At 26.9% G+C, this 14453-nt stretch carries 17 protein-coding genes; 8 read left to right on the top strand and 9 right to left on the bottom strand.

Going from position 1 to position 14453, the window contains the following annotated elements; all coding sequences use genetic code 11:
• Window positions 1-105 precede the first annotated feature (105 nt).
• The 7 genes from GBG18_RS10820 (at window position 106) to GBG18_RS10790 (ending at window position 5927) form a co-directional block, all read left to right on the top strand.
• Window positions 106-741, top strand: coding sequence for a hypothetical protein (locus GBG18_RS10820; RefSeq protein WP_152191005.1), 636 nt, complete (start codon window positions 106-108; stop codon window positions 739-741).
• The gene (locus GBG18_RS10815; protein ID WP_152191003.1) at window positions 741-1280 is read left to right on the top strand and encodes a DedA family protein; all 540 of its coding nucleotides are present in this window, start codon (window positions 741-743) and stop codon (window positions 1278-1280) included. Before GBG18_RS10820 ends, GBG18_RS10815 begins: the two co-directional genes overlap by 1 nt.
• A gap of 101 nt (window positions 1281-1381) precedes the next feature.
• The gene (locus GBG18_RS10810) at window positions 1382-3085 is read left to right on the top strand and encodes a sensor domain-containing protein (protein ID WP_152191001.1); all 1704 of its coding nucleotides are present in this window, start codon (window positions 1382-1384) and stop codon (window positions 3083-3085) included.
• 46 nt (window positions 3086-3131) lie between these two features.
• Window positions 3132-4523: an ATP-dependent RNA helicase DbpA gene (gene dbpA / locus GBG18_RS10805; protein ID WP_152190999.1), complete on the top strand. Its 1392-nt coding sequence runs from the start codon at window positions 3132-3134 to the stop codon at window positions 4521-4523.
• 65 nt (window positions 4524-4588) lie between these two features.
• Entirely contained in the window at window positions 4589-4870 is a 282-nt protein-coding gene (locus GBG18_RS10800) for a peptidylprolyl isomerase (RefSeq protein ID WP_152190998.1), read from the top strand.
• A 58-nt stretch (window positions 4871-4928) separates the two neighbouring features.
• A complete protein-coding gene (locus GBG18_RS10795; protein ID WP_152190996.1) occupies window positions 4929-5312 on the top strand; it encodes a thioredoxin family protein in 384 nt (127 codons plus the stop codon).
• 9 nt (window positions 5313-5321) lie between these two features.
• On the top strand, window positions 5322-5927 hold the full coding sequence (locus tag GBG18_RS10790) for a pentapeptide repeat-containing protein (protein ID WP_152190995.1): 606 nt from the start codon (window positions 5322-5324) through the stop codon (window positions 5925-5927).
• Window positions 5928-5950: 23 nt separating this feature from the next.
• Here GBG18_RS10790 and GBG18_RS10785 read toward each other — a convergent pair whose 3' ends face one another.
• From GBG18_RS10785 to GBG18_RS10750, 8 genes are all read right to left on the bottom strand, one after another.
• Window positions 5951-6328 carry a hypothetical protein gene (locus GBG18_RS10785; RefSeq protein ID WP_152190993.1) on the bottom strand — a complete coding sequence of 126 codons (378 nt, stop codon included), beginning with the start codon at window positions 6326-6328 and terminating at the stop codon, window positions 5951-5953.
• Between the two features lie 107 nt (window positions 6329-6435).
• Complete coding sequence (gene trxA / locus GBG18_RS10780; RefSeq protein ID WP_152190992.1) at window positions 6436-6750, bottom strand: thioredoxin; 315 nt, start codon at window positions 6748-6750, stop codon at window positions 6436-6438.
• A gap of 117 nt (window positions 6751-6867) precedes the next feature.
• The gene (gene trxB / locus GBG18_RS10775; RefSeq protein ID WP_152190990.1) at window positions 6868-7797 is read right to left on the bottom strand and encodes a thioredoxin-disulfide reductase; all 930 of its coding nucleotides are present in this window, start codon (window positions 7795-7797) and stop codon (window positions 6868-6870) included.
• Window positions 7798-7810: 13 nt separating this feature from the next.
• On the bottom strand, window positions 7811-8407 hold the full coding sequence (locus GBG18_RS10770) for a peroxiredoxin (protein WP_152190989.1): 597 nt from the start codon (window positions 8405-8407) through the stop codon (window positions 7811-7813).
• A 246-nt stretch (window positions 8408-8653) separates the two neighbouring features.
• A complete protein-coding gene (locus tag GBG18_RS10765; RefSeq protein ID WP_226896453.1) occupies window positions 8654-9082 on the bottom strand; it encodes a DoxX family protein in 429 nt (142 codons plus the stop codon).
• Window positions 9083-9155: 73 nt separating this feature from the next.
• The gene (gene pdxH / locus GBG18_RS10760) at window positions 9156-9794 is read right to left on the bottom strand and encodes a pyridoxamine 5'-phosphate oxidase (RefSeq protein ID WP_152190987.1); all 639 of its coding nucleotides are present in this window, start codon (window positions 9792-9794) and stop codon (window positions 9156-9158) included.
• 53 nt (window positions 9795-9847) lie between these two features.
• The gene (locus GBG18_RS10755) at window positions 9848-11410 is read right to left on the bottom strand and encodes an HD domain-containing protein (protein WP_226896452.1); all 1563 of its coding nucleotides are present in this window, start codon (window positions 11408-11410) and stop codon (window positions 9848-9850) included.
• Window positions 11411-11541: 131 nt separating this feature from the next.
• Window positions 11542-12918 (bottom strand): PhoH family protein, encoded by a 1377-nt coding sequence (locus tag GBG18_RS10750; protein ID WP_152190984.1) that lies wholly within the window; start codon window positions 12916-12918, stop codon window positions 11542-11544.
• Window positions 12919-13017: 99 nt separating this feature from the next.
• Between GBG18_RS10750 and GBG18_RS10745 the strand changes: the two genes are divergently transcribed.
• Window positions 13018-13839 carry a YitT family protein gene (locus GBG18_RS10745; RefSeq protein WP_152190982.1) on the top strand — a complete coding sequence of 274 codons (822 nt, stop codon included), beginning with the start codon at window positions 13018-13020 and terminating at the stop codon, window positions 13837-13839.
• Window positions 13840-13870: 31 nt separating this feature from the next.
• Here GBG18_RS10745 and GBG18_RS10740 read toward each other — a convergent pair whose 3' ends face one another.
• Window positions 13871-14377 carry an NADPH-dependent FMN reductase gene (locus GBG18_RS10740; RefSeq protein ID WP_152190980.1) on the bottom strand — a complete coding sequence of 169 codons (507 nt, stop codon included), beginning with the start codon at window positions 14375-14377 and terminating at the stop codon, window positions 13871-13873.
• Window positions 14378-14453: the final 76 nt, after the last annotated feature.

Here is a 14453-nt window from a genome sequence, read left to right as displayed (position 1 = left end):
ATTTTTTCTAAAATTTTTATATTTTATAAAAAATAAGTAGTAAATTTTTTTATTTAATACTATTTTCGATAGAATCGCTTAACTTATATCCAGGATAAAAATGAAATGAAAAAAATAAATATAAAAGATATAGAATTAAATATTGATATTATATCACTATTAGAATTAAAAAATGTAAATAATAAAATTATAATAGATATTAATGGTACTAAATACATAAATGAAGAAATTCCTAAGAATAAAGCAATTATATATATAAATGAAAATTATAAAAAAGATGAAAATACTAATGACATTAAGTCAATAGCAAAGGATATCTTTGCTAAGTATAAACCTGTTATTACAGGAACAATATGTAAAATTAAACCTTTAAATAATTGGCAAAAGATAATTGGAATGAATGCTGAAAATATGCTTTATTTTGATCATCAAAGTGATGGAGTAGAAATTTTTGAAGACTCTATTTTAGAAGATTATGGTTGGCATGCTAGTGCATTAGAAATAAATTATAGAGCAATAAGTGATTTTATTGAAGATAATTGTAATGGTACTCTTCTTTGTTATGACAATGAAATTCAATTTAATGGTTTTGCTTTAGTTGATAATATCGAAGAAACAAGAGCACAGGTTAAAAGTTTTATTATTGAAAAAACAAAAGAGAATATTAAAGATGGCATAATCGAATTAGATGATGACGATGTAATTGAAGCATTAGAATTTTTCAAACTAGAGATTAACTAATGGAAGATTTGATAAAAGATTGGGGCTATATAGCTCTTTTTGCATACTCATTTGGTGGAGGTTTTGTTGGTTTAATTGTTGCAGGAGTTCTATCCTTTGCAGGAGATTTAAATATATATATTTCTATTGCAGTTGCTGCAACTTCAAACTTTTTAGGAGATCAGTTTCTGTTTTTTCTTGCTAGAAAAAATAAGTCTTATGCAAAAGATATGATGAAAAACTATGGAAGAAAAATTGCACTTGCTCATATTATGATGAGGAAATATGGTTCATTAGTAGTATTTATTCAAAAATATGTTTATGGTATAAAAACTTTAATTCCACTTGCTATGGGATTAACAAAATACTCATCACTTAAATTTACTATTTTTAATGTATTTGCAACAATTATTTGGGCTGTAATAGTTGGGTATGGTTCTTATACTGCTGGTGAGTATATTTTAAGTGTAGCAGATGATTTTAAATATATAGGAATTGGTATTGTTATTGTTATTGCATTAGTAATTTCGTATGTATTTAAAAGTATAGATAAGAAATAGGATATATTTTATCTTCAAATATTAAATATTTATTGATTATTAGTAATATTTTTAATTATATTGGTTATAATCATTAGATTTATTATTTGGAGAGATTAGTTTTGCATCATTCTTTAGCATATTCTTATAGCAAAGGTCTTTATAGTTATATACTTGATAACACAAATGAAGGTGTTATTATTGTTAATGAAAAGAATAAAATTATAGAGATAAATAAAGCTTGTGAAGATATTACAGGTTACTCCTTTAATGAAGTGATAAATCAAAGTCCTAAAGTTTTCGCTTCTAGTAATGCAAATGAAAATATTTATGCAAATATCTGGAATCAAATTAATAAGTCTGGTTTTTGGATAGGAGAACTTTTAAACAGACATAAAAGTGGAAATATTTACCCCATAATTATAAAAATTTATAAGTTTTATAATGAAGAAACAAAACAACTTAACTATTTTGGAATTTTTACAGATATATCTTCTCAAGATGAAATAAACAATAACTTACTACATCTAGCTTATCATGACCCTTTAACAAACTTGCCAAATAGACTTAAACTAGAAGCTCAATTAGAGTATGTTGTAAATAACTCTAAAAGAAACAATCTTCAATTTGCAATTTTGTTTTTAGACCTAGATGACTTTAAAATAATCAATGATACTTTAGGGCATTCAGCAGGAGATGAAGTATTAATCTCTTTTGCAAATAAATTTAAAAGTATAATAAGAACAAATGATATGGTAGCACGAGTTGGTGGAGATGAGTTTATTGTTGTTTTAAGTGACATTTCTAGCTATTTATTTATTGAAAGAGTGTGTGCTAAAATATTAAAATTAGCAAATCAGCCTTTTCACATTAATAATACAAGTTTCAATATGGGTGTTAGTATAGGTGTTGCTATTTATCCAAATGATGCAGATTCTTTAAAAACACTTATCAACAATGCAGATGCAGCTATGTATCATGCTAAGAGTAAAGGTAAAAATCACTTTGAATTCTTTTCAGATGAGATGACTAAAAAACTTGATACTCAAACAAAGATGGAAAATAGATTATTAAAAGCTATTAAAGATGATGAGTTTATTATTCATTTTCAACCAGAAATTAATTTAAAAACAAATGAGGTTTTTGCACTTGAAGTATTAACAAGATGGAATAAAGACAATAATGAACTTCTAATGCCTGAAGATTTTATTTCAAATTTAGATAATACAAATAATATAATTGAATTTGAAAAACTAATATTAAAAAAAGCATGTTTACAACTTAAACAATGGCATAATAATAAAATATATGAAGGCATCATATCTGTTAATATTAGTGGAAAACATCTAGAACATGGGAATCTTTATAACTCAATTAAACATACTTTAAAAATATCAAATTTAGATGCAAAATATTTAGAGTTAGAGTTTAGTGAATCTGATGTAATGAAGATATCAACTAAAACACTTTTTACTTTAAATAATTTGTCTTTATTAGGTATTGGTTTATCAATTGATAATTTTGGAAAAGGTTTCTCTTCTTTCAACTATTTAAGAGAGTGCTCAATTTCTAAACTTAAGATTGATAAGTCTTATATAGATTCTTTAATACAAGAAGATAGTGATGAAGATATTGTTAAATCAATTATTGATTTAGGAATAAACATGGGATTATCTGTAATAGCTGAGGGTATTGAGGTTCCTATTCAAGATGAGATTATAAAGAAAAATTCTTGTACAAAAGTTCAAGGATATTTTTATGCTAAGCCAATGAATACAATTGAGTTTGAAGATTGGTATAAAAGTTTTAAACAATTAAAATATTAAAGCCTAATTTTAGATATAATACTTTAAAAATTATAAAGGCTTTGCTATTTCTACTAATACAAATTCAACTGAAAAATTCTCAAATTTAAATCTTTCAAAAGATTTTTTATCAAATCTTGACTCTTTAGGCTTTGATAAAATGACTGAAATCCAAGAAAAAGCATTACCTGCACTTTTAGAAAAAAAAGATGTAATTGCTCAAGCAAAGACAGGTTCTGGAAAAACTGTGGCTTTTTCTATTCCAATTGTTCATAAACTGGATGTTAAAAGATTTAGAATTCAATCAATTGTACTTGCACCTACGCGTGAATTAGCTAATCAAATTGCAATAGAAATTAGAAAACTTTCACGTCATATTCATAATGTAAAAGTTTTAACACTTTGTGGAGGAGTTGCTTATAGACCACAAGTATCTTCACTTTTTCATGGAGCACATATTATTGTAGGAACACCAGGAAGAATATTAAAACATATAAATGAAGAGAATATTAATCTAAATGAAGTTGATACTTTAGTTTTAGATGAAGCTGATAAAATGCTTGATATGGGTTTTACAGAAGATATTACTAAGATAATAAATGTTTTACCAAAAAATAGACAATCATTACTTTTTTCAGCAACATACCAAGAAAATATTGATACTTTAGCTTCTTTTGTTACTACAAATCCAATAAATGTTAAAAATGAAAATGAAGAAAAAACAGTAATTGAACAAAAGCTTTATGAAGTTGAAAGTAGTTCTAAAACATCTTTAATTCCAGCATTAATCTCTTCAAATAAAGCAAAATCAGTTTTAATTTTTTGTAACACAAAAATTCAATGTGATGAGTTAAGTAATAATCTTTATGATTTAGGACTTGATGTTTTAACTCTTCATTCTGATTTGGAGCAAAAACAAAGAGATGAAACTATTATCTTTTTCTCAAATAAATCTTATCCAATTTTAATAGCAACAGATGTAGCTTCAAGAGGTTTACATATTGATGATATTGATTTAGTAATTAATTATGATATTGCAAGAGATTTAGAAACACATACACATAGAATTGGAAGAACTGCAAGAGCAGGAAAGGGTGGTTTAGCAATCTCTTTATATAATAACTATGAAGATGAAGATAAAATCGAAGATATTAAAAAATCTTTTGATGATGTGAAGTTTGAAAGAGCTGAATATATTAGTGATGATCTAGAGTATAAAATTGATAGTGATTATAGAACACTATTTATAAATGGTGGAAAAAAACAAAAAGTTCGTGCTGGAGATATTTTAGGAGCATTAACTGCAGGTGTTGGACTTGCTAAAGATGATATAGGAAAAATAAACTCTTTAGATTTTTGCTCTTATGTAGCTGTTAAAAAAGAAGTAGTAAAAAAAGCATTAGATGGTTTAAGTAATGGAAGAATAAAAGGTAAGTATTTTAAAATTTACGAAAAATAAATAGATTAAAAGCTAACTAATTTACTTTATGTTAGAATCTTCAAAATTTGAAAAAAAGGTATAAAATGAAATCAGCATCTGCTAGACATTTATTAGTTGAAAGTGAAGAATTCTGTAATGAATTAAAAGAAAAAATTGCGAATGGAGAAAAGTTTGAAGATCTTGCAAAAGAACATTCAAAATGTCCATCAGGTCAAGATGGCGGAAATTTAGGTAACTTTATGCAAGGACAAATGGTTCCTGAATTTGATGCAGTAGTATTCAATGAAGCTATTAATGTAGTTCATGGCCCTGTTAAAACTCAATTTGGTTACCACTTATTAGAAACTACTTCTAGAAACGACTAATTAGAAAACTTAATACTTCTTTTATTTAATTTTATTATAATAAATAAAAAGGAGTATTATGAAACTATTACTATTAATCTCATTCCTAACATTTAATTTATTCGCAGGCTCAATAAACTTTGAAAAAGATTTATCTACTGCTAAACAAAAAGCAATTGACTTAAATAAAAAACTTATGATTATGTACTCAACGCCTACTTGTCCTGAGTGTAATTATATGAAAAAAAAAGTATTAAAAGATAAAGAAATTGTATCTTTTGTAAATGAAAACTTTGTATCTGTTATTATGGATATTAAAGAAGATGAAAAAATATTACCATATAAGTTTATAGGTATTCCTACATTTTATTTTGCAGATGCTTCAAATATGAAACTGCTTTCAAAAAAAATTGGTGGAACTAGAGAGAAACAATTTTTAGAAATAATAAAAAATGTGAAGTAGGGAATTGATATGAAATATTTATTAATTTTAACACTTACACTTTTTTTCTCTTCTTCTTTATTCTCTTTCGAACAAGCAGATTTGGATAAATTTCTAAAAACAAATGATTGTCAAGAGTGTGATTTAAGCAATGCAGATTTAAGTAATAAAGACTTTACAAACGCAAATTTAAGTGGAAGTAATCTAAGTAATGCAAACTTATCAAATAGTATTTTTGTAAAGTCAAATATGTGGGGAGTAGACCTTACTGGTGCAAACTTAATTAATACTAATCTAAGGGCTTCAAATTTAACAGGTGCTGATATTATTGATATTGATAAATGTGATAATACAACATTTAAAGGAGTTACATTTTCAAATGCAACTTTTGAAAATGTATCATGTACAAATCTATCTATTTGGTCTGCAAGATTTTTAGAAACTACTTTTGAAAATACTGATTTTACAAATGCAGGTGGAGCATATGCAAGTTTTAGAGATGTTGATTTAAGTGATTTAAATATAAAAGGTGCAATTTTTTGGAATACAAAGTTCACAGATACAATTGTGAAAAAAGAAGATTGTACTCATTTAAAAAATGAAGAAGCTATATTAAAAAATGTAGAGTGTAAGTAGATAAAAATACTAGAAGAAAAAACTTAGGATATAAGTTCTTCTTCTCCTTCTTTGGGAACATCTTCCTCCCATAAAATTGATACACCATACTCTTTATCAGGTATTACATATTTAAAATACTCACCTGTACCTTTTCTTCCATGTAATCTTATTGTTGTTTGTCCATCTTGAAGTAATTTTTTCATCTCATATTGACTAAAACTTCTTTTATTCCATTTTAAAAAAGCATTTGAATATACTCTAAATGTACAAGTTGATTCAGCTGTAAATACAAAAGCTTCACTCTCATCATACTGTTTATGAGCATTTTCACAAGTATATAATTTTATTTTTTTGCCTTGTGTTTCAAATTTTCTAGCTATTACACTACCATCACAGTATGGACATTTTCCTAAAATCATAATAATACTCCTTTGTTTTATTTAGAGTATTTTAACAATTTTTTTTTAACTTTTTAAAAAATATTTCAAAATGAAAGAAAATGATATTAAAATGTATTAATTATCTTTTATAGATACTTGTTTATTTTCTCTTCAAGTGCTGCTTTACTTGTTGCACCAATTAATTGATCAACAATCTTTCCATCTTTATAGAAAAGTATAGTTGGTACTGATCTAACTTGATTTTCCATAGTTAGTTCTTGTTGCTCTTCTGTATTAACTTTACAAATCTTTGCTTTTCCTTCGTATTCTTCAGCTAATTGATCAATTACTGGTGAAATCATTCTACAAGGTCCACACCAAGGTGCCCAAAAGTCTACTAATGCTACTCCTGATTGAGTATTCTCTTTATAATTTTCTTGCGTTAATTCTATATATTTCATCTTATTCCTTAAAAAATGTCCCATTTTTGAAGGGACCTATTATATATTTGACTTCTTTTAACAGTGGAAGTAAAATCCACTTAAAGAAGCAAACTCTAAAAGAGCTACGAGTAGCTCTTATCCTATGTATTCAATTATATCAATAGCAGCTGTTGCCCCATCGGCTGCTGCACATACTACTTGTTTTGCTGCATCGATTCTAATATCACCTGCAGCATAAAGTCCTTTTATATTTGTTCTCATTTTTAAATCTACGATTACTTCACCTTGCTCATTTGTTTCACAAAGGAAAGTTCCATCATCTTGTTTAAGTGGTTCATTTAATACATCACGTCCAACAAATACAAAGACTCCAGGTACTTTTAAATCTATAATAGTTCCATCAATTTTTGATTTTACTTTAAGACCTGTTACACCCATAGCATCACCATACACTTCTTGAACATCTACATTTGATACTTCTTCTATATTTTCTCTTGCTTTCATATGCTCAATTGTACTTGGAGCTGCTCTATATGTATCACGTCTGTGAACTAGATATACCTTTGAACAAATTTTTGAAAGATATACTGCTTCTTCAATTGCAGAATCTCCTCCACCCATTACAACAACTTCTTTGTTTTTATAAAAGAATCCATCACAAGTTGCACAAGTTGAAATACCACGTCCGAAGAATTCATCTTCGCCTTTAAATCCAGCTCTTCTTGGACGTGACCCTGTTGCTAAAAGTATAGATTTAGCTTCGATTATTTTTCCATCAGCAGTTTGTACACTAAAAATATCATTGTTCTTTGTTACTTTGTTTACTTGGTTCATTTCATGTTTAAGTCCAAACTTCATTGCTTGTTCTGGCCAATTTTCCATAAGTTCCATACCTGTCATAATCTTACCTTGTCCTGGATAGTTTTCTATCTCAGAACTTCCCGTAATTTGACCACCTGGCATACCCATTTCAAACATAGTTACATTGTTTAAACCACCTCTAGTTGCATATAAACCTGCAGTTAAACCTGCTGGTCCACCACCAATAATCGCTAAATCTAACATGTCATTTCCTATTTTATAAGTTGTCTTCGTTTTTTTCTAAGTATTGAGCAACACCTTCAGTAGTAGCTTTCATACCTTCATCACCTTTTGCCCAACCTGCAGGACAAACTTCACCATTTTCATTTGTAAAAATCATAGTATCTACCATTCTTACCATTTCATCTACATTTCTTCCTAGTGGTAAGTCATTTATTACTGCATGTCTTACTGTTCCATCAGAATCAATTAAAAATGAACCTCTAAGTGCAACTTCTTCATTTAGTAGTACATCAAAATCTCTAGCTATTTGTTTTGTAAGGTCTGCAACTAATGGGAACTTAACTCTTCCAATTCCACCTTGTTCTACTGGAGTTTCTCTCCATGCAAAGTGTGAGAATTGTGAATCAACAGATACACCTATTACATTTACACCTCTTGAAGTAAATTCATCTGCTCTTTTTGAAAAAGCGATAATTTCTGAGGGACATACAAATGTAAAATCTAATGGATAAAAAAATACTACTGCACCTTTTTCACCAATATTTTCATATAAATTAAAATCTTCTACGATTTGACCGTCTGCAGTTACAGCTGTTGCTGTGAAATCTGGAGCTTTATTTGTTACTAACATTTTATTTCCTTTGATAATTTTTATCTTTTTGTTAAGGGAATTATAATAGAAGTCATCTTAAAGAACACTTAATATTTATTATCTAAGGATAATTTTTTTCCTTTGTGAATTGAAAAAGTTTTCTTTTGAATATTTTATGATGATTTTTTTGATTATATATAAATAAAAAAGTATCGTTTGAAGAGGGTGAAGATAATGTTGTGGTTTTTATATGTGTTAAAAGTAAAAGATTATTGATATAATCTTTTACTTATTTCTTTTTCCATCAAAACTATATTTACCAGCACCTATAAAAAAGATTACAATTGATAGTATTAAATATAATAAAGGTAATTCAATAACTGGAGCACCATTTTTTGTTAGTAAGAAAAGCTTTTCCCAAAATACTAAATAAATAGCAAATACCATTGTTATACACATTCCTAAGGCTGCAAGTCTAGTAAAAAGTCCTAGTATTATTAAAACTGGTAAAAGAACTTCACCAATATAAACTCCATATGCTAAAAATTCAGGAAGTCCTGATTTTACTAATCCTGCTGCAATTTTATCTACTCCATGCACTAATTTTGTATAGCCATGAAATAACATTAATACTGAGATTGAGACTCTTAATATCAATTTACCAATATCTTCATTTAATAATGAACTTAATTTTTCTTCTACTATTTTATACACAATAAGCCTTTTTTATTGGAAGTATATAAAATTAAAGTAAAGAGTTTGTTAATTAATAAACAATATAGGCTTGTTAGGGTGCAAGCCTTGTAATAGTCCAGCTTCCTTGTTCGTCTTTTTCATATAGAAATCTATCATGAAGTCTATCTTGTCCACCTTGCCAAAATTCAATTCTTACAGGTTTAATTATATAACCACCCCAAAAGTCAGGAAAAGGAACTTCTCCTTTTACGAACTTTCTTTTTATTTCATCAAACTTTTGTTCTAATAAACTTCTTGAAGTGATAATACTACTTTGATGTGAAACCCAAGCTCCAATTTGACTACCTTTAGGACGTGAAAGGAAGTATTTTAAAGAATCTGCAGTTGAAATTTTTTCAATTGAGCCTTCAATTTTTATTTGTCTCTCCATAGGAATCCAAGAAAATAAAGATGAAGCTTTTGGGTTTTCCTCTATTTGTCTTGCTTTCTTACTTTTATAATTTGTAAAAAATACAAATCCTTTTTCATCAAAAGTTTTAAGTAATACTGCTCTAACACTTGGCATCATATCTTTTCCAACTGTGGCTAACATCATTGCATTTGGTTCAGGCATTTGTTCATTTATTGCATCTTGAAACCATGTTTCAAACTGTTTAACTGGATCTTTATCTAAATCCGGAATATCTAAACCTTTAGTAGTATATTTACCTCTAATCTCACTTAAATCCAAAGTCTATCCTTTTTTATTAATAATGAATTTTATCAAAATTATACTCATTTTAATCATTGAAAAATGTCGAATAGTATATCTTTTAACTCTTTTTTCATCTCTTCATTTAAAACTTTTTTATTTGAATAGATATAAAAAGGAACTGTATTTAACATAGATTGTTTAAGTCTTTTTCTTAATGTTGAAATCTCATCAATATTTATAAGCTCTCCCCCATCATAAAATGAAAACTCTTTTTCAATCCCTAAATTAAAAGAAACTATTTGATATGTAAAGAAAACTTTTTCATCTATATCTTCCCATTTTTTTATAAACTTATTTAAATTATCTTCTAACTGTTTTGAGTTGTTTTTTGATATATATCCAAAACTTTCTCTAAATTTATATCTTTCAACTGTAGTAAAACCTAATACTTTATAAAACTCATTTAAATTTTTCCATGGACTTCTAAACTTTCTTTTTCCAAATAATACTTCTTCAAAAGAGTATAGATATTTTATATCTTCAGAGTTTAATTCATCTTTTTCTTTTATTAAAAAGTATTCATTTTTAAATAGTGAAATTAACCAGTTTTCATCAAGCATAGAAATAGTATCTAGTTTTTTTTCTGTATCTTTATTATCAAAGTTCCAAAGCATAGATATATTATCAGAAGTCTTCTCACCCATTTTAGGGTTTTGAAAATATTTAATAGCTAAGTACTGTACAACATTTTCTAAAAGTGTATCTGTTTTTGCAATACCATGATTAAAGATAACTTTTTTATAAAGATTAAATCTCATTTCTAACATATGTTCAATATCTATTAGTGACATATCAAAAAAAGAAAGATAAAATTTATCATTTTGTTTAACTAAAACTGTTTGCTTTGTAATTCTAATATGGTCATTTGGTCCTGTAATATATCCACTTGCAAGCATATCTCTGTTTACATAATCTAATCTATCTGCATCTACTGTACTATCTATAAATTTATGTAAAACAGAAAAGTCAAAATTATAAATTGTTTTTTCTTCTAAGATATATATACAAAGTTTTTCTATTAGCTTTATATATTTTTTATCAATAGATTTTTTTAATAAGTCATTTAGTTCATACTTAAATAGTAAACTTAAAAGTTCTTTTCCAATAGCTTCATGTAGTACTTCAACACCATTATTTGTTGTTTTTTCATACATTGTTTTAAATTCAATCTCTTTTTCTACTAAAACTTCTTCATTATCTTCTTTTTCTTTTATTTTTAAATATATTTTCTTTAGTGCATTTTCAACCTGATGAGAAAAAGGAAGATGTCCAACATCATGTAAAAGTCCAACTATTCTAATAGTTTGTAAAATTACTGTATATGCTGTTCTATGAGATTTTGATTTTGTTGGTATTGTAAATTGATATAAAGCTTTATTATCAAAATAGTCCATTTGTCCTAAATCAATATCTAGTTTTTCTATTTTGATTATCTCTTTTATTGCATATTTTAAAGCAGATAAAAAATCATTTTTTGTATTTTTATCTGCATTTAAAAGAGAATTTTTAAACATAAAAGATGCTAAATGCATAGTTCCTAAAGAGTGTATAAATCTCTTAGTTGTTATTGATGGATATGAAAAATAAGCCAAGGCATTTTGCGTTATAAACTGTAATCTATTTACGATTTTTGTTTGAAGTATCTTATCTTCAAGCTTTGTATATTCTATATGGTTATATATCGTATCGTTAATTAATCTATTTTGTATTGTATATCCTTAATTTACTGCTTTTTATTTTCAAAAATACGTTCTGTAAATTGAGCAAACTTACCACGTACTGCTTTATCTAATTCTATTGCAAACATCTTTAATTCTGGATGAGTTTCATTCGTTTGTTTTAAAAGAGTTGTAAGACCATTATTATATTTGTTTAGATATAAATTATCAATTTGTCTATTTGATCCAATTACTATTGCCATACAAGATTCATCTAAACGTGAAAGAATAAGCTGAGTTGTTTTTTCACTAGAATTTTGCCATTCATCCATTATTACAATTGCACTTGATATTGTTCTTCCTCTGGCTTCTCCTGGCCATAAAGTCTCAATACAGTATTTATTTTGCAAGTCTGAAATTTTTGTTTCAATTGATTCGGGATTATCTTTACTTTCACTTTTTTTTAGTTGTTTTTTTGCAATAAACTCTAAAGTATCTTGTATTGCCATATTGTAAATTCTAAATTTTTCATCATTTCCTGATAAGTAACCAATATCTTCACCTTTATCAAGTGACTCGATTGAGTTTCTTACATAAATAATCTTGTCATAAAATCCTAAATCAATTAATCTCATTGCACTTACAACTGACATAAGTGTTTTTCCACTTCCTGCTTTTGCATCAATAACAAGTAGTTCAAACATATTTGAAATAATAGCTTTTGTAAATAGTTTTTGTTTTAAATTTACTGGTTTAATACTTAATGCTTTAAAATCTGTTTCTTTTAAAGTATCAATTCTATCATTGTAAATAATTGCATGTTCACTATTTCCATCTTGACTTTGAAAAATATAGGAGAAGTTTTCTTTTTCATAATCCACATCAATATCTTTTATATTTTTTTTATCAAGTGAATTAAAAATTGACGAGTCTAATTCAACTTTTTTCAAAAAAGCAAATTTTGGTACAGTTGACTTGTCATCGTGTAATGTCTCAGTTTTTATGCCTTCAAATAATGCAAAGGTTCTAGCATAAACATCAAGTGATAAAAAGATAGTTTGAGCGCCTTTATAATAATCTCTTGCAACACAAGCAGTTTCAATAATTCTTTTATCATTACTCTCAGATAAATGAAGCTGTTCTATTTGTGAATCATACTTATCTTTTGAGATAATATCTAGGTTTATCTCTTCATTATAAAGTTTTACAACTTTAAAGCCTAATTTATAATCTACTTCTTTTGTTTTCATCAAAGCTAAAAGCCTTGCAAATTCTCTTGCGTAATATCCTAATTCATTTGAAAGTTTTTTCTTGTCCTCTAACTCAAGTAAAACAGTCTCAGGTACTACAATATGGTTAGTTTTATTTTGTGAAATTTTATAGAGATTTTGTAAGTTTTGTAAGATGATATTTGTATCTAGTACGTATATTTTATCTTTCATAAAAAATTGTAACAAAAAAGCAGTTACAAATTAGTAACATGTTATTTAATAATTATACAATTGTAGATATACTTGCACAAACAAAAATATAGGAAGAAAATGAAAGATTATTTATACATTATACTAGGTGCAGTTTTTCTTGCAATTGGAGTTGTTTCTTTTTTATTACCTAATAACATTATTACAGGTGGAACAGCAGGTCTTTCACTACTTTTACATCATATAAGTCCTTTTACAATTGGTTCTTTAATGATTATGATAAATCTTCCTTTATTGATATTAGGTATAAAATATTTTGGTAAAAAATATGCAATAAAAACAATACTTACGATTATTCTAATTTCAGTATTTATTGATATTTGTAATGAGTTTATAAACTTAAGTGCTGCAACGGATGAAACGATTTTAGCAGCAATTTTTGGTGGAATTTGTATAGGTCTTGGTTTAGGTTTTGTAATAAAAGGAAAATCTTCAGCAGGTGGAAGTACAATAATAGCTTCAATTGTTGCTTCAAAAACTCACTATAAAGCTTCTGAAGTTATTTTGCTTATTGATGCTTCAATTATTGCTTTATCAATTTATGTTTTTAATGACTTAGAAAAAGCCTTATGGAGTATTTTAAGTATATATGTAAGTTCTAGGATTATTGATGTTATTTTAACAGGGCGTCCATCTAAAAAAGTTGTACATATTGTTACAAATGAAGTTGAAATTGTATCTGCTCAAATTATTAAAAGATTAGGAGAAGAGGGTACTATTTTAAATGGTTCTGGTTTACATAAAGAACAGAATAAAACAATGATTTTAATAGTAGTTGAAATTTCAAAGATACAAATATTAAAAGATATTATAAAAGAGTATGATCCAGAATCTTTCTTAGTTATTACAGAAGCTTCTGAGTTATTAGGGCGAGGGAATTAAACGTAAGGATAATTCCTTACGTTTTCTTATATTACTTAGATAGTTTTACTAATTGATTAATCATTCCAACAGCTGCTTCTTCATTTAACTGTTTTTCATAAGTAGTTAAAATTTCTCTAGCTAAGATATTAGCCCCTAAATGTTGAAACTGTATTCTCATTGCTTGAAGACCTTTAGCTCCACCACCACCACTGTGTGTTGCAAGTCCTACAATTTTATCATTAAACGCATCTCTCCAATCTTTTGTAGCTCTTGAAGTCCAAGCCATTGCATTATTTAAAACAGGTGGCATAACACCATTGTATTCAGGTGCTACAATGATAAATGCTTTTAAGTCTAATATTTTTGTTGCTAAGTCTAATACTGTTTCAGGTATTCCATTCTCTTCTTCTTCGATTGTACTGTATAATGGTAATCTTAAATCTACTAAATTAATTAATTCTACTTCACAGTTTTGCTCAACTGCTAGTTCTTGAAGTTTTAATCCTAGTTTTTGATTGTTATTTGAACTTGCTACTAATATTCCAATTTTTGACATAAATTTATTCCTTAATATAATATATAATTTTGTAATTATATCTAAGCAATACTTGAGTTACTAGCTAATAAATAAC

Origin of the sequence: Poseidonibacter ostreae, from assembly GCF_009208075.1 — a bacterium.
GTDB classification, from domain to species: domain Bacteria; phylum Campylobacterota; class Campylobacteria; order Campylobacterales; family Arcobacteraceae; genus Poseidonibacter; species Poseidonibacter ostreae.
This window is presented reverse-complemented; position numbering and strand designations above follow the sequence as displayed.

Bases quoted from the DNA above. Each gene is read 5' to 3' on its own strand.
- GBG18_RS10820 (WP_152191005.1), top strand. From the start codon at position 106: ATGAAAAAAATAAATATAAAAGATATAGAATTAAATATTGATATTATA.
- GBG18_RS10815 (WP_152191003.1), top strand. From the start codon at position 741: ATGGAAGATTTGATAAAAGATTGGGGCTATATAGCTCTTTTTGCATAC.
- GBG18_RS10800 (WP_152190998.1), top strand. From the start codon at position 4,589: ATGAAATCAGCATCTGCTAGACATTTATTAGTTGAAAGTGAAGAATTC.
- GBG18_RS10795 (WP_152190996.1), top strand. From the start codon at position 4,929: ATGAAACTATTACTATTAATCTCATTCCTAACATTTAATTTATTCGCA.
- GBG18_RS10790 (WP_152190995.1), top strand. From the start codon at position 5,322: ATGAAATATTTATTAATTTTAACACTTACACTTTTTTTCTCTTCTTCT.
- GBG18_RS10785 (WP_152190993.1), bottom strand. From the start codon at position 6,328: ATGATTTTAGGAAAATGTCCATACTGTGATGGTAGTGTAATAGCTAGA.
- trxA (WP_152190992.1), bottom strand. From the start codon at position 6,750: ATGAAATATATAGAATTAACGCAAGAAAATTATAAAGAGAATACTCAA.
- trxB (WP_152190990.1), bottom strand. From the start codon at position 7,797: ATGTTAGATTTAGCGATTATTGGTGGTGGACCAGCAGGTTTAACTGCA.
- GBG18_RS10770 (WP_152190989.1), bottom strand. From the start codon at position 8,407: ATGTTAGTAACAAATAAAGCTCCAGATTTCACAGCAACAGCTGTAACT.
- GBG18_RS10750 (WP_152190984.1), bottom strand. From the start codon at position 12,918: ATGAAAGATAAAATATACGTACTAGATACAAATATCATCTTACAAAAC.
- GBG18_RS10745 (WP_152190982.1), top strand. From the start codon at position 13,018: ATGAAAGATTATTTATACATTATACTAGGTGCAGTTTTTCTTGCAATT.
- GBG18_RS10740 (WP_152190980.1), bottom strand. From the start codon at position 14,377: ATGTCAAAAATTGGAATATTAGTAGCAAGTTCAAATAACAATCAAAAA.